Here is a 19,834-nt window from a genome sequence, read left to right as displayed (position 1 = left end):
ATTGGAAAATGGAATAGGAATTGCCCTTCGGATGGAGCTTAATGAGAGCGTATCCCAAACTTATGCATTATAATAAACTCGACAAGGGCGGACACTTTGCAGCCTGGGAACAGCCGGAACTTTTCATTTCAGAACTCCGAGTGGCATTCAAGTCGCTACGTTAACCGGATTCAAGTCGAATTCGACTCTACGGATGGTAGTTTAAGCATGCCAATCTATTGCTTCTTTTTCAAGGTTCTTCACGAACAAATCCTTCCCGTCCATATAAGCTTCGATGTCATCAGGGTATTGTCGCGCTAGTCTTTCTTTTAAGCTGCCATATTGTGATGCTACCTCGGGGTGTGTTCGCAAAAAATCTCTTACTGCCAAATGGCGCTGAATATCTTCTATGTTATCCATCTGGAACGCATGCACGTGGTGGGTTCGATGATCTCCGCCCTTTCTGAAATACCGTCTTCCTTCCATGCCGAACTCGCCCATGCATTCGTAACCAAGTTCCTTCATTTGCTCATTAAAAGAATCGATTCTGGTGATGTCCTTTACAACTGGCATCATATCGATAATCGGTTTGGCTTGTAGTCCGGGTACTGAAGTGCTGCCGATATGATGGATTTCGATCAACTCATCTCTGAATATCGCTTTTATTTTTTGCGCTTCATCCTCGAACATACGATTCCAGTTTTCATTATATTTCGTGACGATTACGTTCATTGTTACTGATCTCCTCCTTCGAATCTGTACGTTATGTTGATCTTACTAGCGATCTATTCCTGTAGATATATAATAGGGGGGACGGCTACTGGGTTGCTGGAAATTGCCGAAGCGCTCGGCATCTTGATCAACGCTTCGCTTAAGTTGACTTCTATATTTTAATGTGGATTAACATGAAAAAATAAATGCTCGATTTTCGGCGGAACTATTTTTCGGAAACGTTATAATCATAACAGTGTTTCGCAATGGCTTCAAAGAATTCAAAACCGTAGTAAAAGGAGGAGCAGAATGATACCGACCGACAGGAAACTCGTGTATTACCAGGCGCTTATCGATAAAAAGTCCGAGTATGAAGGCATTTTCTATGTCGGAGTGAAGACAACCGGTGTGTTTTGCCGACCTACATGTCCGGCAAGAAAACCCAAATTTGAAAATTGTGAATTTTATGAGACAGCCAAGGAAGCCCTTCTGGCATCATTCCGACCCTGCCAGCGCTGCCGTCCGCTATCCCATCCGGGCCATGTCTCGGAGCTGGTTCGTAAACTAGTCAACGCGGTGGAAGAAAACCCGGAACACCGCTGGACGGACGAAGACTTCCGAAAATTATCCGTGGATGCTTCAACTGCGCGCCGCCAGTTCAAGAAGAGGTTCGGAATGACTTTTGTTGAATATGCGAGATCTCGGCGAATGGGAATAGCCTTGAAGCATATCCGGGCAGGCAGCACGGTCATAGAAGCGCAGTTGTCCGCAGGTTATGAATCCGGCAGCGGCTTCAGGGATGCGTTTTCGCGCATTATGGGTACAGCACCTGCCGGGCTGGGCAATCAACAGATTTTAAAGGCATCGTGGTTGGATACGCGTCTTGGTCCGATGATCGCAATCGCTGATGAACAAGCGCTATATTTACTCGAATTTATAGACCGCAGAGGATTGGAGCGAGAGATTGAACGCCTGAGAAGGAAGACAAAATCCGCGGTCATTCCAGGCAGCACAGCGCCGATCAATTCGATTGAAAGGGAACTCAGAGATTATTTCGAAGGTAAGTTAACAGAATTCAAAACGCCAGTGAAATTGCTTGGATCGCCTTTTCAGAAGAAGGTGTGGGAACAATTGCGGCAAATTCCTCCGGGTAAGGCTACTTCGTATGCCGACATTGCCTCGGCGATTGGAAAGCCAAGTGCTTATCGTGCCGTAGCCCAAGCAAATGGAGCCAACCAGATGGCGATTGTGATTCCATGTCACCGTGTTATCAACTCGAACGGCGACTTGGGCGGTTATGGAGGAGGTATATCTCGGAAACAATGGCTGCTTGACCATGAGAAGAATGGGAGCGTGGAGGAGGACATAAGATGATGAAGATCAAGAAGTCGGGCAAGTGGTCCATTTTACTCGTGGTTACACTCGTGTCATTTATTACGAATCTAGATGCTACGATTGTGGTTAACGGTCTCCCTCCACTCATGGAAGAACTGCATCTTTCGATTGGAACGGGAATGTGGACGATCACCTCGTTCTACATTACTAGTACAGTATTCCTCCTTCCTTCTGGCCGATGATCCGATATGTTCGGTACCAAACGCATTTTTCTATGGGGGTTCGCTTTGTTCACGATTGCTACTGCTTTTTACGGTATGTCAGACTCCGGCGCAGTTCTAATCGCGGCTCGCCTTCTGCAAGGTACCGGTGCTGCCATGGCGATGGCGGCATCCACTCCGATCTTGATACGGACATTTCCGCCTAGTGAACTTGGGGTCGCACTCGGCATTAACAATATCGCATGGGTGACAGGCTCTCTCATTGGTCCTGTTGCCGGAGGTCTACTAATCGGCGAATTTGGATGGCGTTCCATGTTCTACGGGTCGTTCCGATCGGTATTGTTGGTTTGGTCACCGGTATTCTAATTCTAAAAGATGATAAATCGAGCGAAAAAACGAAGACTGACTGGCTCGGCGTGTTGACGTACGGAACAGGTTTAACCGCACTGCTTATCGCCTTGTCCGAGGCTCAAACTTGGGGGTGGATATCGGAAAAAACGTTCGGACTGTTCGCAGTAGCGCTGTTCCTTTGGATTATCTTCATCTTCATTGAGAAGAAGGTTAAGCATCCATTGTTTCATTTGGGTCTTTTCGCTTATCGGGAATACTCCATAGGACTCGGAATCACAATGAGCTACTGTATCGGTTATTTCGCCGTCACCATTCTGCTCACGCTGTATATGCAAGCTGCATTACACCTCAGTCCGTTAGAGTCGGGGTTGTTATTGATTCCGCTAAAGGCCTAAAGAGTATAGGGGTACAAGTTGGTAATGGATTTCGATTTTTATGACCCTAGCGGTAATATATTAGTGGCTCATAGTAAATCAAATTTCGTAAAGTAGCTCTCTGTCGCCGACACTTAACAATGGATTGAAAAATAAATAGTTCGTATCTTCACCATTGCATGTAAAGCGATCAGATCAGATTCAAAGTAGGTGGGAGCGAAGTGTAACCGAATGTACTCAGGCTATCAAGACGAGATAGGGCATCGCGTCGCAGATGATGCAACGTCTCGTATCCATGATGCATTGTGAGCAAGAGATACAGCAAAAAGCATCCGAAGAACGGATGCTTTTTGCTAATTAAGGATCACACCGTGGTATCGATTCCCGTATTAGAGCGCACGAGAATTTCATCGAATTCGACTTGATTGTCGGCTTTTCCTGTTTTTCTCGACAATATGGTGCCGATATAACCAGCGATGAAGCCGAGCGGAATGGAGACAATACCTGGAGTCGTGAGCGGATACAGTGCGTGTCCAACGAATATCGCCTTTCCAGCCTCAGGATTAAATACGTTCGGACTGACGAGAACGAGCCCCACGGAGGCGATCAGACCAACCATCATGGCCCAGATCGCACCATTCGTATTAAAACGCCTCCAGAAAATCGTATATAAAATAACAGGAAGGTTTGCACTTGCTGCAACGGCAAACGCTAGCGATACGAGGAATGCAACGTTAAGATTTTGTGCAAATAAGGCTAGAATAATGGAAATCACAGATATCCCAATGGAAGCATAACGTGCCATATTGACCTGCTGCTTCTCTGTCGCTTGCCCTTTTCTTAAGATTTGATTGTAGAAGTCATGGGAGAAGGCTGCAGCGGCGGTAAGTACAAGTCCTGCTACAACGGCGAGAATGGTCGCGAAGGCGACAGCAGAAATAAATGCAAATAGCATATTGCCACCCAGTGCTTTTGCGAGGAGCGGAGCTGCCATGTTTCCTGCTTTATCCGCAGCGGTAATATCTCCATTTCCAACAAATGCAGCAGCACCAAAACCTAGGAATATCGTCATCACATAGAAAATACCGATAATCCAAGTTGCGTATACAACCGAGCTGCGAGCTATTTTCGCATTTTTTACCGTAAAGAAGCGGACAAGAATATGGGGAAGGCCTGCGGTTCCAAGTACTAATCCCATCGTTAAGGAGAGTGTATCAAGACCATCTTTATATTTAACACCGGGATTAAGGAATTTCTCTTTGAGTGGCGTTGCATCCTTGACATGATCAAACATGCCTGTGAGGCTCCAGTTGAACTTGTACAGCACGAGAATCGAGATAAGAAGCGTCCCGGCCATAAGGAGAATTGCTTTGACAATCTGTACCCAACTCGTGGCGTGCATTCCACCAAAAGTGACGTAGACTGTCATAAGAACACCTACGATGATGACGGAGGTTGCAAAATCAATGCCGAGAAGCAGCTTGATCAAAGCCCCTGCACCTACAAGCTGTGCAATCATGTAGAAGATCGATATGGCAATGGTATTAAATGCTGCGAATCCGCGGATTTTTGTCGTTTTAAAGCGAGCGGCAATCATATCGGCAAACGTATATTTCCCTAAATTCCGTAAAGGTTCTGCGACCAAGAAGAGTACGACCAAGTAAGCAACAAGGAAGCCGATACTGTAGAAAAATCCATCAAATCCTGCTAGCGCAATCGATCCCGCAATTCCTAAGAACGAAGCCGCTGACATATAGTCCCCGGCAATCGCCATCCCGTTCTGCCATCCGGTTAATCCGCCTCCAGCTGTATAGAATTCGCTTGCAGATTTACTCCTTTTCGATGCCCAATATGTAATAATAAGTGTCACTGCAACGATGGCCAAAAACATAAGAAATGCAGCAGTATTCATAGTCTACCTCCCTTTCTCTGCAACAATTTGGTCGGAGGCTTTATCAAATTTCGATGCCTTTTTGTAGTAAATCATACAAAATGCCCAGGTCATCACAAACTGCAAGAAGGCAAATACCCAAGCCCATGTAATACTGCCGTAAAAGGAATAATTCAAGATGTCTGTGTAAGATGTAAGGAGCGGCAAGGCGAAATAGAAGCAAAGGAAGAAGATTGTGAAAGGAATAATGAAGGTTTTCTTGGTTCGAATCAGCTTTCTGAAGTTTTCTGACTTTGCAATTGATGAGTATTGTTCGGGAGTTAATTCCTGCCTCGTGTGCTTGGCTGTTAACTTTTTACCTGCCATCAGCAATCCCTCTCATTCAATTAGTCTACCTGCAACGTACATAAACGAAGCGCTTACAAAATGCTCCGTGCAGTTATTAGTGGCCACCACCTTATTCAAATTCGTAATACATTTTGTGGAAAAACCAATTCGAAAACATTATACTACAACGTTTAAAGTTGTAAAGATATAAATTTATTTGTATCTTTATCGGACATAGCTTATTTTGAAGATAGAATAACCTGTATGAAATGATATATGTATCTGACTAGAAATTATTCCCTATAGATATATAATAGAAAGATCTAGCAATGCAGAAGCTGTATGAGAAGCCTTTTGTCCACGTATTGGAGGAAAAAGTGTTCGATCCATGTGGGTTTACGGAGAAAGCTGGATGCTCGTAAGCTGCTGGTTCAAGTGAAAGGTTCCTAATTTAAAGGATAATTGAGTGTTGAACGGGTAAAACGTTTTGAAAGGAAGACAATATGATCTATTTTATCGCGGACTTGCATTTTGAACATGACAAAATTATTAAGCATGCACATCGCCCTTTTCGCAGTGTGGAAGAAATGAACCGAAAATTAATTCAAAAATGGAACAAAAAAGTATCCTATACAGATGAGGTATACATTTTGGGAGATGTGACAATGAAAGGCGGAATGGTGGCCAATCATTATTTATCACAGCTAAATGGAACGAAATATTTGATCAAAGGGAATCACGATAACTTCGTTGATGACGAACCGTTTGACCAAAGTCACTTCGTCTGGATCAAAGATTATTTTGAATTAAAACATGGAAATCATCATTTCATTTTGTTTCATTATCCAATTCTGGAGTGGCATAAACAAAGGCATGGCTCGATTCAACTGCATGGGCACATTCACTCTGATATGTCGTATAATCTGGAGATGCTTGAACAAGGCATTAACCGCTATGATGTTGGCGTGGACGCGAATTTGTATGCGCCTGTGAGTATGGAAGAGATCTTGAAGACTTTGGACAGGTGAGAAGTTTGAGAAAAACCATGAGAAAGATAGTTGTTCGTAACAAGACCTACTTTTGGAGTTTTATAGGGAAGTGGGATGTAATGTATCATTCGAACTTAACTCTATGTACAGAAAATAGGAAACAAAGAATTATACTCAACTTTAAGACGCATGATACGTTTACAGCAGGAAGTCCGCTAAATGAAGGTTTAATTATGACTAGGAGCGAGGAAAACATTGTAATCAATCTTAATCAACCTCGCTTCGTGGCAGAAATGTTGCAGTATGTATTAGATTATAACCTGGACGATACATCAGTCGGTCAGTATCATTTTAACGGGAATCACATTTTGTTGGAACTTGGGTATGTTGATGCTGAAAATTATTTCGTTGATCGATGATTCTTATTTCAAAATGGACGGTAATGTATGAGTAGATGGAGCAAATTGCAAAAGGAACTCTATTTGATCATGACAGATCAAATAGACATTCAAGTTCATTGTGCTGTCTATCGGATGGACAGTGAATATGGAAGAACCAACTTGCCTCGATATTGGATCACTCTTGACCAGGAAATAATTTGGGATTATCCCAAACAGTTTGTGACTCATGACGGTAGGGTACGAAATCTAACAGGATTCGTTGCAGGTTATCCTTATAATACAGATATTTCGAACATTTCCAAGCTGATTCGAGAATATATCGAAACTCCCAAAAACGAATTGATGAGCAAAGTGTTTGAACATGATCATTGGGGACTTATCAATATGTTACGTTGTGCCGATCGACGTATTGGCAAGCGTAGATTTGAAAAACTACGAAAAAAAATACATAATAAAGCTGCTTTGAAAATACTCCAAGCGAGAATGGATTTGTGTCAAAGAAACGGGAAAATGAAGAGTGTTACCCGATGAGTAACACGTAAGTTTAGCCCTTTCATGAATGTGGCTGACAGTGGCTGTTGGTGAAATCTCATCAAAAGATATAGCCGCAGAAGGGGCTATACCTCAGTTGCCTAAAGAGTATGCGACTATCCTGTAATGTACTTGAACATAAGGGTGCGATTGATAGAAAATGGAGCAAAACCCATGCCGGATGTTGGGTTTTGCTTTGCTTTTCTTCCCCTTATGTCACCATTTCTCCCTCTATAATCTTGGTCATATACAGCTCAGGCTGTGCGAGGAAGTCCTCGAAACTGCATACATCGCCGTATTCTTGATGCTCTTCATCATAGTAGCCGACGCATTTCGTCTTTGGATTCCAGACAAGGAGAATCGAAGTATAATTATCAACTTCCGCGGAGAGCCGCAGCAATTTCTTCCTACCTGCCTTCATTTCAATCGTATCCGTATAAGGGAAGAACTCGATGTAGCCGATTTCGAACTCATTGTCAGGCAAATCGATTCGCAGCTTGTCTCCCAATAGAAAATCAATCAGTCCTTGCGGCAGTTTATAGTTCTTCAGTGCCAATTTTTTATTTTCATAGTTATGGAATTCTGCAGGCTCCAATGACTTCAAATACTCGGCCATCGCGCTATCTTTATTTTGCACAGCAATCGTATAGGCACGATCACCGCCTTTTTCACATATACACACGTCCGCTCCATGTTCAACTAAGTATTGAACCATCTTCATATCGCCATTTCGTGCGGCAGTGGTTAAAGGGGTAGCACAATAAGGGAAGACCATATCCGGCTTATTGAAATTGATATCCACTCCATGCTGAAGCATAAATTCAATTGTACGCCAATCCCGATCGTTAACGGCTTTACGTAGTGTATAGCCGCCATAACTGGCTGCATCCAAGCCAAGCTCATGGATTAGCGGGAGGTTGTGTTTGTTCCCGTAATAAGCTTGTTGATAGGCATTGGATTTAAGTTGATTCAGGGCATCGACCTTGGCTCCATGCGCTACGATGTATCTTATGATCTCCTCTTCACAATAGCGAACAGCTAGCAGGAAGGACGGTTCCTTCTTATGATTCAAATTCACTCCGTGCTCGATAAGCAATTTAATTACCTCGAATTGTCCCGCAATTAAGGCTGCTTCTATTGGGATCACAGTCGTATATTGGCTTATTCTAATCTCTTGTTCCATATCCCAGCCCTGTGCAATGGCATCGCGCAGCTCTGATAGATTGCCTTCATTGATGTGTCTGACAAGATCAGGCAGCGACGTATCGGTTCCAATGTCCTTTAGCTTAAACATCTCAACAACTCCACTCGTGTAAGAATCTACAGCAGTTATTATTTGACCGAAAACGTTGAAGCTATTAATTCAACATAGCCATCATATCCTGTAATCATATAATGCCTTAGACCAAGCCTATTTTTAGGGTCATATTTTTTTACGTTTTCTTGCAGGTATGTAGAATTAACCACTTCATAAAAACCTAAATGATGAAGTTTGCCTTGATCAGGAACATCAATATGATAACCATTATAATGATTCTCATAGAAAGGTACATTTCTCAACGATTTCTATCAACATTCAACCACATTAATTACACCAGATTACTCCAAAAAGTTCAATCGCTAAAATAGCGGTTGTATCTAAATGTAGATTTTAGTAGGTGGGTATGCTACCTTATTTGCAGTACAGACAGGAGGTTTTAGACGACGATGAAGGATATACCTAACAGTGTATGGGTTGATATCGTGCTTGTTAAGTTGCCACCTGATGGCTTGAAGGGGTTTGTACATCTTAGAGAAGCCTTGCAACTCACCACGAATGCAACACATTTATACCAACAATCTAAGTCATTGCCATATACGCTTATGGAAAAGGTGTACTTTGGTACAGCAGACTATTTAGTAAAGCGACTAAAGAACCCAGAGATCCTTCAAATCATCGAAAGGGATGATAGGGAGGAAGTGATATCCGTTGAAGCTCGGATCCCCGAGGAAGCCAAACAGATTCCAGAATTGCCGAAGCAACTAGTAGATTTTATAAATCTTGATATCTGCTTTGATTATATAGGAATGCTTCCTGCATATTACGCAGACATAAATGATTTCAATAAAATGCAGGAAGGCTATCGCTTTAACTCTCTCTCAGGGGAATTTCTCGTTTCAGATAAAAACGGCGATTGGCAAGATGGCTGGTATGTTTTTGCGGTGAACACGATGGACGATCCCTTTTATATTGACTTTACTCAAAAAGATAATGGATTTCCTGTCTACTTTTCATATCACGGAACGGGAAAGTGGGTTCCGATTAAAATTGCAGATACGTTAGAACAATTTGAACAGATTTCGAGAGTACTCAAAAGTAAAGATGTAGAGGTTCCTTTTGATTTAAACGAACTGTCTTTAGAAATTGATTTGAACAATGAATTTTGGGTTGAAGTGAACGGGACGTGCAAAGAACTGGATCAGTAGTAAGGGCATATATTTACATACACCTAATAAGCATACGGCGTAGGTAGATCAATTTTAGCGAACGGCAATAATTATATTTTACGTGGCGACGTTTGTGTTACGCCTTGTTTTGGATGTTTTGGGTGAACGCAAAGAATGCTTGTGAAAAGGGGTACCTAGATGAGTTATTTTACTGAAGCTGATTTTAAAAACTTATGGAAGAGGGAAGTATCAGCGTATTTTACCCTGCCACTGCCATCCGATGAGGAATTAACAGCGTTGGAGCAACGGCTTGGCGTTAAACTGCCCGCTTCTTACATTGAGTTTGTGTCCACATCGCAAAATGGTGGATTACTTAAACGGAATGGCTTTCCTATTCATAATGCATCCGGCATTGCGATTCGGCATGTAAAAATTGATTATATTAATGCAATCGGTCGTCGTCATGGAGATGAAAGTCTTCCAACGCACTATGCCGGACACAAGGCGCGTGATATGCCCCCACTCTTCTATGACATTCCAAATCTATTGGAAATTGGCGGCATCTTGGGTGCACCTTATTATGTTTAAACTATTTGGAGTGTGGGACAAGCGGGGAGCCGTCTATAGCTTTCATAACTCGAAAAGTTCGACGTGGCAAAAACGGCGAACCTGTCGACGGAATAGAGGACTGGCGGAATATAAACGAAACATATTATTGGGAAGTGACAACCGTTGCTCCTACTTTTGATGCATTTATCAAAGAACTTATCGTTATGCCCAAACTGCCTGCTTTTGACTTTGCAGCATTAAAAGCACCATTGAAACAAGCCGCACAAAAATCATTCCGTGAAATAATAAAAGCGCATGGACATGAAGAAATCATCTCTTTTGGACTGTACGTTGCTGATGAAGGCTCTATGGTAGCGGACGCGGCAAACACAAAAGCACATTTCGAAAAACTTGTGGCTGAAAATCCCTCAGATAAGGAATATTTTGCTTACGCCACTAACGAATGGCGTTATGAAGGCACAGATTTTACCCTCGATTTATTCGAACCGATATGCAACGAACTTGCCATGTATAGTGCGGCTTTGGGATCAGATGGCAAAATGAAACGTTTCCGCGATAAGTTGCTTGATCTTTGTACGGAGGTATTGGCGGAATTAAAAGCAGAGGATTTCTTCGCCAAAGAATATAATTCACCAGTCTTGCTTAGTGTCTGCGTTTCAAACGGCGATGTTTCTACAGCAAAAAGGAAAAAGATTCGCGCACTTTTGGCATAGTAATTGAAAGAGTTCAACTTTTCGCAAATCTATTAAGGGCGTTGGAGCTAAGAAAGATTTTGAACAGCAGAATTAATAAAATTCCGACAAGCCCGAGCAATACGCTCTGGCTTGTTTTTTTGCCAAATCCCGAAAAAACTCCTTCAGAACAGTCCCAAATCGATGCATATGGTTATCATCGCTTCATCGGAATGAGAGTATATACTTCCTTTTGTAGGTGAAGTACACTTGAGAAAGGAAGTTCATGGTAGTCCGAGGCGAATGCAGAGTCAAGGTCTGATTTCTTATGATGGAGGTACCTATGACGGTTAAACGAATCGTTGCCAATATAGATATAGCCGCGTCGAATCTATCGGAAGCTAAGCGTTTCTACGAGGAAATTTTGGGGCTTGATCTCATGATGGATCATGGCTGGATCGCTACTTATGGTTCTAACGACCAAATGAGTATCCAGATAAGCATTGCTTCGCAAGGAGGTTCGGACACGCCTGTACCGGATATGTCGATAGAAGTAGATGATGTTGATGTTGTTCTGATGAATGTGGAGCGTGCTGGATTCCCGATTGAATACGGGCCTGCAGATGAGCCATGGGGAGTGAGACGCTTTTATGTGCGAGATCCTTTCGGAAAGCTTGTAAATATTTTGGCACATACGGATCGTTCGTAATTGAGCTATCAACGGAAAGATTCTTGCGTGCATAATTGCATGAAGGTAGCAAAAGAGCGGTAACATCGGAGAGGAATGAGCTTGGAATGCAGTGTGAGATGCGACAAAAATATCACGTGTTAGCCAGAGGCATTATGTTATCAGGGGAATACCTGCTAGTGGCACATTGTATTGGGATGGACAATACGTTCCTGCCTGGTGGACATGTTGAATTTCGTGAAGGAATGCAGGAGTCACTGTCTCGTGAAATATTCGAAGAGATGGGCCTACAGTGTGAAGTGAAGCAGTATATTGGTGCGGTTGAAGCGGGTTATGAAGACAACAATGTTTATCATCAAGAAATCAATCATTTATTTATTGCAGATGCGCAGGGCATTGAACATTCTAGGAACCCGGAATCGAAGGAACAACATTTAGAATTTTATTGGATTCATGTCAATGAAATGGACAAGCATAATCTACTCCCGTATCCTGTTCGGGAAGCGATTACACATTATAAGAGTGGCAATCGAACTCCCTTCTGGGGGAGCGACATTGCATCATCAGGGGAGAGCTGACTAGAATGACAGAGTTAACAATTGATTGTGGCGACATATTGCTGCGTGAGTATCGAATGGAAGATGTGGATGCAATATGTGCATTAACGCAGCAGCCTGCTATTTTGGAATTCTTACCGGATTGGAACGCGACGAAGGAGCAAAGGTTGGATTGGATGGCCAACTACGAGTTGGTAGAGAATAAACATTTTCTGCAGGCGGTCGCAGAAGACGGACATATTGGTGATCTTTGCCTACGCTTGGGAATTGTGCTGAAGGAGACAGGTGCATTTATAGGCTGGTGCGTAACAGGGATGAAGGATGAATTGCCGTCTCCGAATCGGGAAATTGCGTATGCAATCTCCCGAGATTATTCCGGGAAGGGATATATGACGCAGGCGGCACGAGCGCTTATCGCTTATTTGTTCGAGAATACAGATGTAACAGAGCTGAATGCTGTAGCGCTATTGAACAATATTTCTTCAAATAGAGTGATCCAAAAGTGTGGGTTTGTTCAATATGGTGAGATCGATATCAATGGGAAGGCGCATTTGTATTACAAGCTGCGCAAGTCTGAATGGACTGGGAAGTAGAAGTGTGAAGAGCTTGGGAGTATTGGAAGCGGATAAGTAAGAATATTCAGCAAGGGATAGAACTAACTACAGACTATTTACCGGAGAATTGAAAGCATCCTTATACAGATGGCCTTCATGTGAAACTATCTAGCACAGTGAGCCTGGGCATGCTGGTTCATGAGAAGGCAGTGAATAACAATAACGAGAATAAATTGGAGGATCATAATATGGATACAAACAGCTTGAATGAAATGGTCGCACATCATACGAAGTTGGCCATTCAAATTGCTGAAACGATGGGGCACACGCTGGACTTCAGCAGCGAGAGTATTCATCGGGTAGAAGACATATTGGATAACTACGCGAATGATTATGCGAGTCATGATGATATGATTAAGCCGCTCGATCGAGAGGTGTGGTCAATAGCGGCGATTTGGGGCATCTATGTAGGAGAAATTATGAGGATTGAGCTAGGCGAAGAATGCAGATGGGAAGAGGTTGATGGAGGGTACCTGTTAAATGCTCATGGAGCCCAGGCCAATCCGATAGGGAAGGCATATAAACGCATTGTCAACGGTCCCGAGGATAATATCGTGTCGTTCTATGACATCATTGGGGAGAAAATGCGCGAGCATATCCAAAAAGGACAGGAGATCTAGCAGAGAGGAAAATGATATGGGGTATCACATCCAAGATAAATTGGTAGTGGCTGTAGCGTCGAGTGCGTTGTTTGATTTGACAGAATCAGATGCTGTTTTTCAGGAACATGGTGAAGAAGAATATCGGAAGTATCAGCGTGAGAATGAGAAGCGAGTGCTGGATAAAGGTGTGGCTTTCCCACTTATTAAAAGATTGCTCGGTCTGAACGATGCGGATATCGGCGATCAAGCCGTTGAGGTCGTTCTGTTGTCCCGCAATGATCCGGATACTGGTCTACGCGTATTCAAATCGATAGAGCATTATGGTCTGCCTATTACGCGAGCGGTATTCGTCACGGGAAATGATCCGTTTGTATATATGGATGCTTTTAATGCGTCGCTCTTCTTGTCTGGCAATAAGGATGATGTGAAGCAGGCCGTTGAGTTGGGATTGCCAGCGGGCTGCGTGTATCCGACTGATTTCGTTGATGATGAGGAAGATGAAGAGCTCCGTATTGCCTTTGATTTCGACGGAATTATTGCAGATGATTCGGCAGAGGCTGTATATGAAAAGGGAGCAATTGAGCTGTTTCATCAGCATGAGCGGTTGAAGGCGGGAGAGCCGCTCCCTGCCGGGCCGTTGCTACGTTTCTTTCTTGAAATATCCAAGCTGCAGCGGAGAGAGATTAATCGCAGAATCGATAATCCAGATTACCGGCCCAAAATAAGAGTCGCCATCGCGACGGCACGGAATGCTCCTGCGCATGAACGGGTGATTTCCACTCTACGAAAGCTGGATATTCGGATTGATGAAGCATTTTTCTTAGGCGGAGTTGAGAAGGAGCGGGTACTGAAAATCTTTAAACCGCACATCTTCTTTGATGACCAGGTTGGGCATATAGAAGGAGTTGCGAGAATCGCACCTTCCGTCCACGTCCCGTTCGGAGTAAGAAATGTTGAGGCAGCAGGTGAGACACGACAGAGCAGAGAACTTGCATCGATCCTCTCGACAGAAGGAGCTGAGACGTAGTGAGTCAGAGCAGCGTAATCAAGCATACGCTTCTTGGCGTATACGGTGTCATTGTGAGAGGGAATGAAATTCTGCTCATCAAAAAAGCAAGAGGCCCGCATACTGGGAAATGGGATCTTCCAGGAGGAAGGATAGAGTTCGGAGAAGAGCCTTATGCTGCACTGCTGCGGGAAATAGAAGAAGAAACAGGAATCGCGATTTGTTCGGGAACGATACGAACCGCGCTCTCTTACACCCTGATTTATCCCTATGCCAAGGATACGTTAGAAGAGCTCCACCACATCGGCATCATTTACAATGTAGACATACCTAATGATCATGAATTGAGAGTGGGCGGAGATGGGGAGGATTCACTTGGTGCTTGTTGGATTGCCATTGAAGATTTGCCCAAGTGTAAAGTGACTCCTTTCTAGCCTTATTGTTCCAGCTTGATGATGACATTTGAATGAAATGCGAATATTAGTTCCCTTTTATCGAACAGGTTGAACATCAGATGAGGTGGTAGTTATGGAGAATACGATCGTCAAGCAACATTACATAGCTCAGGAATATCTGATTTGTCAGGCGACATCTGAGCATTTTGAGGCAATGCTGAACATATTTCTAGAGACGGCCGAGTGGCTTCGCAGCAAGGGAATAAGACAATGGGGACATTTCCTTGACGGATATGGCAGAGATGATATTACAGCGAGCATTGACAGTGGTTCTGCCTATGTTGTCCTGCAAGGAGATACTGTAATTGGCACGGTTTGTGTGCTCATAGAACCAGAGGAGTGGGATCACCATATTTGGCCTGATACCAATCTAGAGGATTCTGTAATGATTCATCGATTGGCCGTGTCACGGGACTTTGCCGGGACGGGGATAGGCAAGCATATCATAACGTGGGTAGAGAATGGCTTGCAATTTCCTTCTGCAAAGAAGTATATCCGCCTGGATTGCGTTGGTGATAATGAGAAGTTGAATGCGTATTACGTGTCACAAGGCTTTGAGAAGGTAGGGAGTACAGACGGTCATAGCAATTACCAAAAGGAAATTGGAGCTGTATTTTCATAATCGTTGTTTGGATGCTATTTATTGAGGGGAGATGCGGGTATGGAGGCAATACTTGTTGATAAAGGGTCGGCTGCCTATCAAGGGCAACCTTATGAAGCTTATCGAGTCTATGACTTTTTATTGGGATGAAAGCAGTTTGGAATATCAAAAATCAAATCTTAGATGTCTCAGCTGGGGTCGAATCGGTCAAACTATGGCGAGCAAGTCTCAAAGTGAGACTGTATTTCATCTTTCGAAAGGTATGGAAAGCATATCGTCTGAATGGTCGTCCGATTTATACGCAGTAAGTTATGATTATGACACATAATACAACTGGATCCTATTTTATCTGAATGTCATTTAACTAACTTGAGGGGATCGATGTACTATGATTCGTGTATTGGCTGTGACGGATAAGTTAGAATTGAGAAGGGATATCACCTTAGAGGAGCTTAAGCAGATACAAGCAAAGTGGTACTGGGTCGACTTCAATGAACCTTCGCCTGAAGAAGCGTTGCTCCTGGAGCAGTATTTCCATTTCCACCCGTTGGCAGTTGAAGATTGCTTGCACCATTTGCTGCAGCGGCCGAAAGTTGATCATTATGAAAACACTCATTTTTTTGTTCTGCACTCACTCCACCCTCATACATTTGCGGCGGAAGAAGTGGATTTATTTTGGGGAGACAATTTTATTGTAACGTTTCATTTGAATCCTTCACAGGAAATCGACGACGCATGGAATCGCATTGCGGAGAATCAGCAGTTGTTCGAAGCTGGCCATGTGTATGCGGCTCATTTGGTTATCGATAAGTTAGTCGATCAATATTTCCCTGCGGCCTATCAGCTTGAAGATCAATTGTCTGATATTGAATCCAAAGAGGGGAAAGACTCTATCCAAAGCGTGATGGACGACATATTTGAAATCAGATCCAAGCTGTTAAAACTGCGAAAAACGATATTGCCGATGAGGGAATTGATGTACCGAATCATTAATTCCGAGCGTATCGAAGGTGTAAAGACCAACATGCTCTACTTCACAGATATTTATGACCATTTGTTGAAGCTCTCCGAAATGATCGAATCGAACCGTGAGATGACTGCTGATATGAGAGACAGCTATATGTCCTTAAACTCCAATCGAATGAATACGATCATGAAGACATTGACAGTCATAACGACCATTTTTATGCCACTAACTTTCATAGTTGGAATATACGGTATGAACTTTGATAACATGCCTGAGCTTCATTGGAAATGGGGTTATTTTATCGTTTTGGCAGTTCTCGTTGGCGGCGGCATTGGAATGTACGCATGGTTTAAAAGAAAAGGCTGGTTTGATTGAAAAATGGAGCAGGGAATTCAAGAAAATAAGAGTCGCTATATGGAGGCCGCAACAACATGAACAACATGAATACACCAGTTAACCTCAAGGGGGATTCGGATTGGGAGCAGGTGCGAGAGCTGCTTGCAGCATGTATGTACCCGAACGAAGAGAAGATCAATAGCCAGGTTGTTCTCTACCGAAGCGATGAGTCCCTGTTACTGTATGGAGTCGTCATTGAAGCAGAACTGGTCGGATTAATTGGTGTACGTGCAGATGCAACCGGAGAAGGCGTACTGCGTCATATCGCGGTAAAGCCGCACCTTCGTGGTCAAGGAATTGGACATGCGATGATCAAACATGTGATGCAGATCCACAATCTTGTTAGACTTGAAGCAGAAACGGATCGAGATGCGGTTGGATTCTATCAGAGAGCTGGCTTTGCTGTTACAAGTCTGGGTGAAAAATATCCAGGTGTGGAGCGATTTTTATGCGTGTTAAAGAGTTATTAGGTGTATAATAATGGAATAATTGAATTTCGACCTCAGACCCAGTCCTACAGAAGCATGATCTTGTAAAGCTGGGTTCTTTTATTTCTATTTCTAAAGTGTGTGCTCAGAAAGGTGATAGATTTGATGCCGAATCAGACATTAGCTGTAGAGCAATTGCGTATAACAGATACGCAGGGATTGATAGACCTATCCGCTTCGATCGGTTGGGATTATGATGAACAGGATATTCAGACGATTATGTCATCGGGAACGGTATGGGGACATCGCAATGAGCAAGGCGACATTATTTCAAGTGCTGCTATTCTTACCTACAAGCCTGGATTGTCTACCATTGGTATGGTTATCGTTGATCAAGGCTATAGAGGGATGGGCTTAGGGAAGGCGGTTGTTCAAGCTTGTATGGACGCTGTTGATAACTGCGACACCATAATGCTGATTGCAACGGAAGAAGGCCGACCTTTGTATGAAGGCATGGGGTATCATATCGTATCGTACGTCAATAAGCTTGTATGTTCTAGCTACAACACATTATCTAATCGGCGTGATTCTGTCTCTGAAATGCGTACCATGCCGCTAGGGTTGGAACACTTCCCTGGGATTCGTGAACTGGATCAGTTGGCCGTTGGAGCAGACAGAGAGACATTCCTATCTGCTCGCTGGAAACAGGCGAAGCAGGGGGTAGTTGTACTGGATAACAAAGGTACTCTGATCGGGTATGGATTTGCCGTTCAAGGCCCGAAGTATCTCGTTCTTGGACCAGTGGTAGCTGTACAGCAGGAAGCGGCATCAGCCATGATTCATTACTTGGCCGAAGATAACCGGGGCAAGCTGCTTCGTATTGATGTGCCAGAGGAACAACCTGAATTTATCGAGCTTTTGATACAGGCTGGTTTTGAGAGAGAGACTCATCCTCCGGTGATGATTAAGAATGCACAACAGCTGCCGGCAAGAAATCGTACACTATACGGGCTTGCAGCGCAAATATTTGGATAACGGGTGGAACTAGGTCAGAAGTGTCTTGCCCATACGCGTGTAGCTGGTCAACGACAATGTAAACTGAGGTGAAATGAATATGGAGTGGTCTGCTCTTATTATCTCGTTTTTCTTCTTAGCTACACTCGTCAGAATTGAAATTAACACCAAGAAGAAGCTTGATAATGATATGAAGATAATGAAACAGCTTCAGGATATCTTGGATGAATTAAAGAACATGAAGAATTGAAGGAGGAAGCAAGATGATATCAACATTTCCTAGATTAGAAACGGACAGAATGATTCTACGGCAGCTCAGGTCGGAGGATGCGCCCAATCTATTCGAGAATTTCTCAACGGACGAAGTAACGCAGTATTATAACTTGGATAATTTCGTGGCGATTGAACAAGCCGAACAATTAATAGAGAGATGGAACCAACGATTTGAGGAAGGACAGAGCATTCGCTGGGGAATTGCACTTCGATCGGAGGATAGAATCATTGGGACTTGCGGCTATCACAACTGGCGGAGAGCAGATTGCAAAGCCGAGATCGGATACGAATTGAATCCAAACCATTGGAGTAAGGGCCTGATGACGGAAGCATTGAACCGCATAGTCGCATTTGGATTTGAAGAAATGCAATTAAATCGAATCGAAGCCTATGTGTTTGAGACAAATACGGCTTCCCAAAAACTGCTTGAGAAGTCCGGATTCCACCAAGAAGGATTGCTGCAGGAGTGCTATCGCAAAAATGACAGTTTTATAGATGCTATTCTATTTGCCAAGCTTCAAAAGGATTATACAGAAAACGGATAAATGATGAAGTGAAACTGTGCACTCCGCACTCGCATGTTGTACACGAATCAGTTACGCGGAGAAGTGAGACCAATGAAGTTAGTGCGTACAATTCGGTCAGGTAGGTGTTGTGCATGAAGAAAATAATATCGATTGTGGTTGTTGTCTTGCTGTTGTCTTTTGTGTTTTTCGTCTATACGGAAATGGAAGGATTACCTTGGAAACATGCTGAAGTAAAGCGGAAGGCAATCGATTATATGAAACAAAAGTACAATATGGATGTTGCAGCGGAAGGAAGTTCTTATAATTTTAAATTTAAAGTATATACAGCGAAAGTATATAACGTGAAGGATTCGAACAAAGCGATTATTCGTGTGGATGATGATAGTGACTTCGACGCCGAGGGCAACTATGTTGGGAAGCGATTGCAAGACGATTATACCCTTGTGTATTGGTCTGAATCTATTCGCGATGGACTGCAAGTAAAGCATCCTGATCTGTTCAAGCTTCAAGATATTGATACGATTCAGATTGAATACGCATATTACACGTTATCACTTACCGAAGGGCTCAGCGGTGATCAGGATCAGAACGGGGTGCACATTCCGGTAAAGCCCAAGGATGTTCCTGAATTGTTTATTCGATTGAAGTCTGTCGATATAGGCGACCATGTGTTGGAGCAATTGCGTGAGGTAATCAATGATATGGTGAGAACCTCCCAACCCATGGGTGTCTTCGTAAGGGCAGCTGAGACGAAAGGGACTCAACAAAATAAGATGTCAAAGAACGAAATTCTTCATCTAGAGCACGATCAACTCAAGTTTATCCAATCTATTGAGGATTTGAAGAAGGACATAAAGCTCTTGTAAGGGAAGGCAGAGCTGTCTCAACTGTCATTACGCTAATGACATGAGGCAGCTCTTTTTTTTTG

Annotated in this window: 26 protein-coding genes and 1 pseudogene; 22 read left to right on the top strand and 5 right to left on the bottom strand. The window is 43.3% G+C overall.

The genetic code is table 11. The features are described 5' to 3' along the window. Positions 1 to 201: 201 nt before the first annotated feature. Complete coding sequence (locus tag ABN764_RS15655) at positions 202 to 711, bottom strand: GrpB family protein (protein ID WP_446672444.1); 510 nt, start codon at positions 709 to 711, stop codon at positions 202 to 204. Between the two features lie 288 nt (positions 712 to 999). Between ABN764_RS15655 and ABN764_RS15650 the strand changes: the two genes are divergently transcribed. From ABN764_RS15650 to ABN764_RS15635, 4 genes are read left to right on the top strand one after another with little or no spacing between them, the layout of a single operon-like run. After that, the gene (locus tag ABN764_RS15650) at positions 1,000 to 2,064 is read left to right on the top strand and encodes a bifunctional transcriptional activator/DNA repair enzyme AdaA (protein ID WP_446672443.1); all 1,065 of its coding nucleotides are present in this window, start codon (positions 1,000 to 1,002) and stop codon (positions 2,062 to 2,064) included. After that, on the top strand, positions 2,061 to 2,267 hold the full coding sequence (locus ABN764_RS15645) for a hypothetical protein (RefSeq protein WP_446672442.1): 207 nt from the start codon (positions 2,061 to 2,063) through the stop codon (positions 2,265 to 2,267). The genes ABN764_RS15650 and ABN764_RS15645 overlap by 4 nt, the downstream gene beginning before the upstream one ends. A 45-nt stretch (positions 2,268 to 2,312) precedes the next feature. Continuing rightward, positions 2,313 to 2,612: an MFS transporter gene (locus ABN764_RS15640; RefSeq protein WP_446672441.1), complete on the top strand. Its 300-nt coding sequence runs from the start codon at positions 2,313 to 2,315 to the stop codon at positions 2,610 to 2,612. Then, positions 2,549 to 2,992 (top strand): MFS transporter, encoded by a 444-nt coding sequence (locus ABN764_RS15635; RefSeq protein WP_446672440.1) that lies wholly within the window; start codon positions 2,549 to 2,551, stop codon positions 2,990 to 2,992. The genes ABN764_RS15640 and ABN764_RS15635 overlap by 64 nt, the downstream gene beginning before the upstream one ends. A 343-nt stretch (positions 2,993 to 3,335) precedes the next feature. Here ABN764_RS15635 and ABN764_RS15630 read toward each other — a convergent pair whose 3' ends face one another. Next, positions 3,336 to 4,883, bottom strand: coding sequence for a solute symporter family protein (locus ABN764_RS15630; protein ID WP_446672439.1), 1,548 nt, complete (start codon positions 4,881 to 4,883; stop codon positions 3,336 to 3,338). A 3-nt stretch (positions 4,884 to 4,886) separates the two neighbouring features. Further along, the gene (locus ABN764_RS15625) at positions 4,887 to 5,228 is read right to left on the bottom strand and encodes a DUF485 domain-containing protein (protein WP_446672438.1); all 342 of its coding nucleotides are present in this window, start codon (positions 5,226 to 5,228) and stop codon (positions 4,887 to 4,889) included. A gap of 464 nt (positions 5,229 to 5,692) precedes the next feature. Here ABN764_RS15625 and ABN764_RS15620 point away from each other — a divergent pair, with 464 nt between their 5' ends. The 3 genes and pseudogenes from ABN764_RS15620 to ABN764_RS15610 all read left to right on the top strand — a co-directional run. Next, entirely contained in the window at positions 5,693 to 6,217 is a 525-nt protein-coding gene (locus ABN764_RS15620; RefSeq protein ID WP_174810829.1) for a metallophosphoesterase, read from the top strand. A gap of 407 nt (positions 6,218 to 6,624) precedes the next feature. Beyond that, the gene (locus tag ABN764_RS15615) at positions 6,625 to 7,110 is read left to right on the top strand and encodes an SF0329 family protein (RefSeq protein ID WP_446672437.1); all 486 of its coding nucleotides are present in this window, start codon (positions 6,625 to 6,627) and stop codon (positions 7,108 to 7,110) included. 28 nt (positions 7,111 to 7,138) lie between these two features. Continuing rightward, positions 7,139 to 7,234: pseudogene (locus ABN764_RS15610) on the top strand (aminoglycoside adenylyltransferase domain-containing protein); the annotation flags it as partial. Positions 7,235 to 7,321: 87 nt separating this feature from the next. Here ABN764_RS15610 and ABN764_RS15605 read toward each other — a convergent pair. Both ABN764_RS15605 and ABN764_RS15600 read right to left on the bottom strand, forming a co-directional pair. Continuing rightward, a complete protein-coding gene (locus tag ABN764_RS15605; RefSeq protein WP_446672436.1) occupies positions 7,322 to 8,404 on the bottom strand; it encodes an ankyrin repeat domain-containing protein in 1,083 nt (360 codons plus the stop codon). Between the two features lie 38 nt (positions 8,405 to 8,442). After that, positions 8,443 to 8,670, bottom strand: coding sequence for a hypothetical protein (locus tag ABN764_RS15600; RefSeq protein ID WP_446672435.1), 228 nt, complete (start codon positions 8,668 to 8,670; stop codon positions 8,443 to 8,445). Between the two features lie 147 nt (positions 8,671 to 8,817). Between ABN764_RS15600 and ABN764_RS15595 the strand changes: the two genes are divergently transcribed. The 15 genes from ABN764_RS15595 (at position 8,818) to ABN764_RS15525 (ending at position 19,772) form a co-directional block, all read left to right on the top strand. Beyond that, entirely contained in the window at positions 8,818 to 9,576 is a 759-nt protein-coding gene (locus ABN764_RS15595; protein WP_446672434.1) for an SMI1/KNR4 family protein, read from the top strand. Between the two features lie 159 nt (positions 9,577 to 9,735). Next, positions 9,736 to 10,125 (top strand): SMI1/KNR4 family protein, encoded by a 390-nt coding sequence (locus ABN764_RS15590; RefSeq protein WP_446672433.1) that lies wholly within the window; start codon positions 9,736 to 9,738, stop codon positions 10,123 to 10,125. 134 nt (positions 10,126 to 10,259) lie between these two features. Further along, a complete protein-coding gene (locus ABN764_RS15585; RefSeq protein WP_446672432.1) occupies positions 10,260 to 10,820 on the top strand; it encodes a DUF4303 domain-containing protein in 561 nt (186 codons plus the stop codon). 301 nt (positions 10,821 to 11,121) lie between these two features. Next, complete coding sequence (locus ABN764_RS15580; protein WP_446672431.1) at positions 11,122 to 11,487, top strand: VOC family protein; 366 nt, start codon at positions 11,122 to 11,124, stop codon at positions 11,485 to 11,487. Positions 11,488 to 11,573: 86 nt separating this feature from the next. Beyond that, positions 11,574 to 12,044, top strand: a complete 471-nt coding sequence (locus ABN764_RS15575; RefSeq protein WP_174807991.1) for an NUDIX domain-containing protein — start codon at positions 11,574 to 11,576, stop codon at positions 12,042 to 12,044. A gap of 5 nt (positions 12,045 to 12,049) precedes the next feature. Then, the gene (locus ABN764_RS15570) at positions 12,050 to 12,616 is read left to right on the top strand and encodes a GNAT family N-acetyltransferase (RefSeq protein WP_174807992.1); all 567 of its coding nucleotides are present in this window, start codon (positions 12,050 to 12,052) and stop codon (positions 12,614 to 12,616) included. A 119-nt stretch (positions 12,617 to 12,735) separates the two neighbouring features. Beyond that, positions 12,736 to 13,257 carry a hypothetical protein gene (locus tag ABN764_RS15565; protein WP_174807993.1) on the top strand — a complete coding sequence of 174 codons (522 nt, stop codon included), beginning with the start codon at positions 12,736 to 12,738 and terminating at the stop codon, positions 13,255 to 13,257. A gap of 16 nt (positions 13,258 to 13,273) precedes the next feature. Next, positions 13,274 to 14,266, top strand: coding sequence for a 5'-nucleotidase (locus ABN764_RS15560; RefSeq protein ID WP_446672430.1), 993 nt, complete (start codon positions 13,274 to 13,276; stop codon positions 14,264 to 14,266). Beyond that, positions 14,266 to 14,679 (top strand): NUDIX hydrolase, encoded by a 414-nt coding sequence (locus ABN764_RS15555; RefSeq protein WP_446672429.1) that lies wholly within the window; start codon positions 14,266 to 14,268, stop codon positions 14,677 to 14,679. The genes ABN764_RS15560 and ABN764_RS15555 overlap by 1 nt, the downstream gene beginning before the upstream one ends. 94 nt (positions 14,680 to 14,773) lie before the next feature. After that, entirely contained in the window at positions 14,774 to 15,322 is a 549-nt protein-coding gene (locus tag ABN764_RS15550; RefSeq protein WP_446672428.1) for a GNAT family N-acetyltransferase, read from the top strand. 367 nt (positions 15,323 to 15,689) lie between these two features. Beyond that, entirely contained in the window at positions 15,690 to 16,643 is a 954-nt protein-coding gene (corA, locus tag ABN764_RS15545; protein ID WP_065290607.1) for a magnesium/cobalt transporter CorA, read from the top strand. Positions 16,644 to 16,699: 56 nt separating this feature from the next. Next, entirely contained in the window at positions 16,700 to 17,134 is a 435-nt protein-coding gene (locus ABN764_RS15540) for a GNAT family N-acetyltransferase (RefSeq protein WP_446672427.1), read from the top strand. A gap of 123 nt (positions 17,135 to 17,257) precedes the next feature. Then, positions 17,258 to 18,127, top strand: a complete 870-nt coding sequence (locus ABN764_RS15535) for a GNAT family N-acetyltransferase (protein ID WP_446672426.1) — start codon at positions 17,258 to 17,260, stop codon at positions 18,125 to 18,127. Positions 18,128 to 18,369: 242 nt separating this feature from the next. Further along, on the top strand, positions 18,370 to 18,924 hold the full coding sequence (locus ABN764_RS15530; protein ID WP_326848320.1) for a GNAT family N-acetyltransferase: 555 nt from the start codon (positions 18,370 to 18,372) through the stop codon (positions 18,922 to 18,924). Between the two features lie 113 nt (positions 18,925 to 19,037). Continuing rightward, on the top strand, positions 19,038 to 19,772 hold the full coding sequence (locus tag ABN764_RS15525; RefSeq protein ID WP_446672425.1) for a YfjL-like protein: 735 nt from the start codon (positions 19,038 to 19,040) through the stop codon (positions 19,770 to 19,772). Positions 19,773 to 19,834 lie beyond the last annotated feature (62 nt).

This window comes from Paenibacillus wuxiensis, from assembly GCF_040195695.1.
Classification (GTDB): Bacteria; Bacillota; Bacilli; order Paenibacillales; family Paenibacillaceae; genus Paenibacillus_B; species Paenibacillus_B suaedae.
This window is presented reverse-complemented; position numbering and strand designations above follow the sequence as displayed.

What these genes read in the sequence shown, in the direction of transcription:
- ABN764_RS15595 (WP_446672434.1), top strand. Translation starts at nt 8,818, where the DNA reads ATGAAGGATATACCTAACAGTGTATGGGTTGATATCGTGCTTGTTAAG.
- ABN764_RS15575 (WP_174807991.1), top strand. Translation starts at nt 11,574, where the DNA reads ATGCAGTGTGAGATGCGACAAAAATATCACGTGTTAGCCAGAGGCATT.
- ABN764_RS15635 (WP_446672440.1), top strand. Translation starts at nt 2,549, where the DNA reads ATGGCGTTCCATGTTCTACGGGTCGTTCCGATCGGTATTGTTGGTTTG.
- corA (WP_065290607.1), top strand. Translation starts at nt 15,690, where the DNA reads ATGATTCGTGTATTGGCTGTGACGGATAAGTTAGAATTGAGAAGGGAT.
- ABN764_RS15630 (WP_446672439.1), bottom strand. Translation starts at nt 4,883, where the DNA reads ATGAATACTGCTGCATTTCTTATGTTTTTGGCCATCGTTGCAGTGACA.
- ABN764_RS15615 (WP_446672437.1), top strand. Translation starts at nt 6,625, where the DNA reads ATGAGTAGATGGAGCAAATTGCAAAAGGAACTCTATTTGATCATGACA.
- ABN764_RS15650 (WP_446672443.1), top strand. Translation starts at nt 1,000, where the DNA reads ATGATACCGACCGACAGGAAACTCGTGTATTACCAGGCGCTTATCGAT.
- ABN764_RS15550 (WP_446672428.1), top strand. Translation starts at nt 14,774, where the DNA reads ATGGAGAATACGATCGTCAAGCAACATTACATAGCTCAGGAATATCTG.
- ABN764_RS15540 (WP_446672427.1), top strand. Translation starts at nt 16,700, where the DNA reads ATGAACAACATGAATACACCAGTTAACCTCAAGGGGGATTCGGATTGG.
- ABN764_RS15560 (WP_446672430.1), top strand. Translation starts at nt 13,274, where the DNA reads ATGGGGTATCACATCCAAGATAAATTGGTAGTGGCTGTAGCGTCGAGT.
- ABN764_RS15525 (WP_446672425.1), top strand. Translation starts at nt 19,038, where the DNA reads ATGAAGAAAATAATATCGATTGTGGTTGTTGTCTTGCTGTTGTCTTTT.
- ABN764_RS15535 (WP_446672426.1), top strand. Translation starts at nt 17,258, where the DNA reads ATGCCGAATCAGACATTAGCTGTAGAGCAATTGCGTATAACAGATACG.
- ABN764_RS15570 (WP_174807992.1), top strand. Translation starts at nt 12,050, where the DNA reads ATGACAGAGTTAACAATTGATTGTGGCGACATATTGCTGCGTGAGTAT.
- ABN764_RS15625 (WP_446672438.1), bottom strand. Translation starts at nt 5,228, where the DNA reads ATGGCAGGTAAAAAGTTAACAGCCAAGCACACGAGGCAGGAATTAACT.
- ABN764_RS15655 (WP_446672444.1), bottom strand. Translation starts at nt 711, where the DNA reads ATGAACGTAATCGTCACGAAATATAATGAAAACTGGAATCGTATGTTC.
- ABN764_RS15590 (WP_446672433.1), top strand. Translation starts at nt 9,736, where the DNA reads ATGAGTTATTTTACTGAAGCTGATTTTAAAAACTTATGGAAGAGGGAA.
- ABN764_RS15645 (WP_446672442.1), top strand. Translation starts at nt 2,061, where the DNA reads ATGATGAAGATCAAGAAGTCGGGCAAGTGGTCCATTTTACTCGTGGTT.
- ABN764_RS15620 (WP_174810829.1), top strand. Translation starts at nt 5,693, where the DNA reads ATGATCTATTTTATCGCGGACTTGCATTTTGAACATGACAAAATTATT.
- ABN764_RS15605 (WP_446672436.1), bottom strand. Translation starts at nt 8,404, where the DNA reads ATGTTTAAGCTAAAGGACATTGGAACCGATACGTCGCTGCCTGATCTT.
- ABN764_RS15530 (WP_326848320.1), top strand. Translation starts at nt 18,370, where the DNA reads ATGATATCAACATTTCCTAGATTAGAAACGGACAGAATGATTCTACGG.
- ABN764_RS15580 (WP_446672431.1), top strand. Translation starts at nt 11,122, where the DNA reads ATGACGGTTAAACGAATCGTTGCCAATATAGATATAGCCGCGTCGAAT.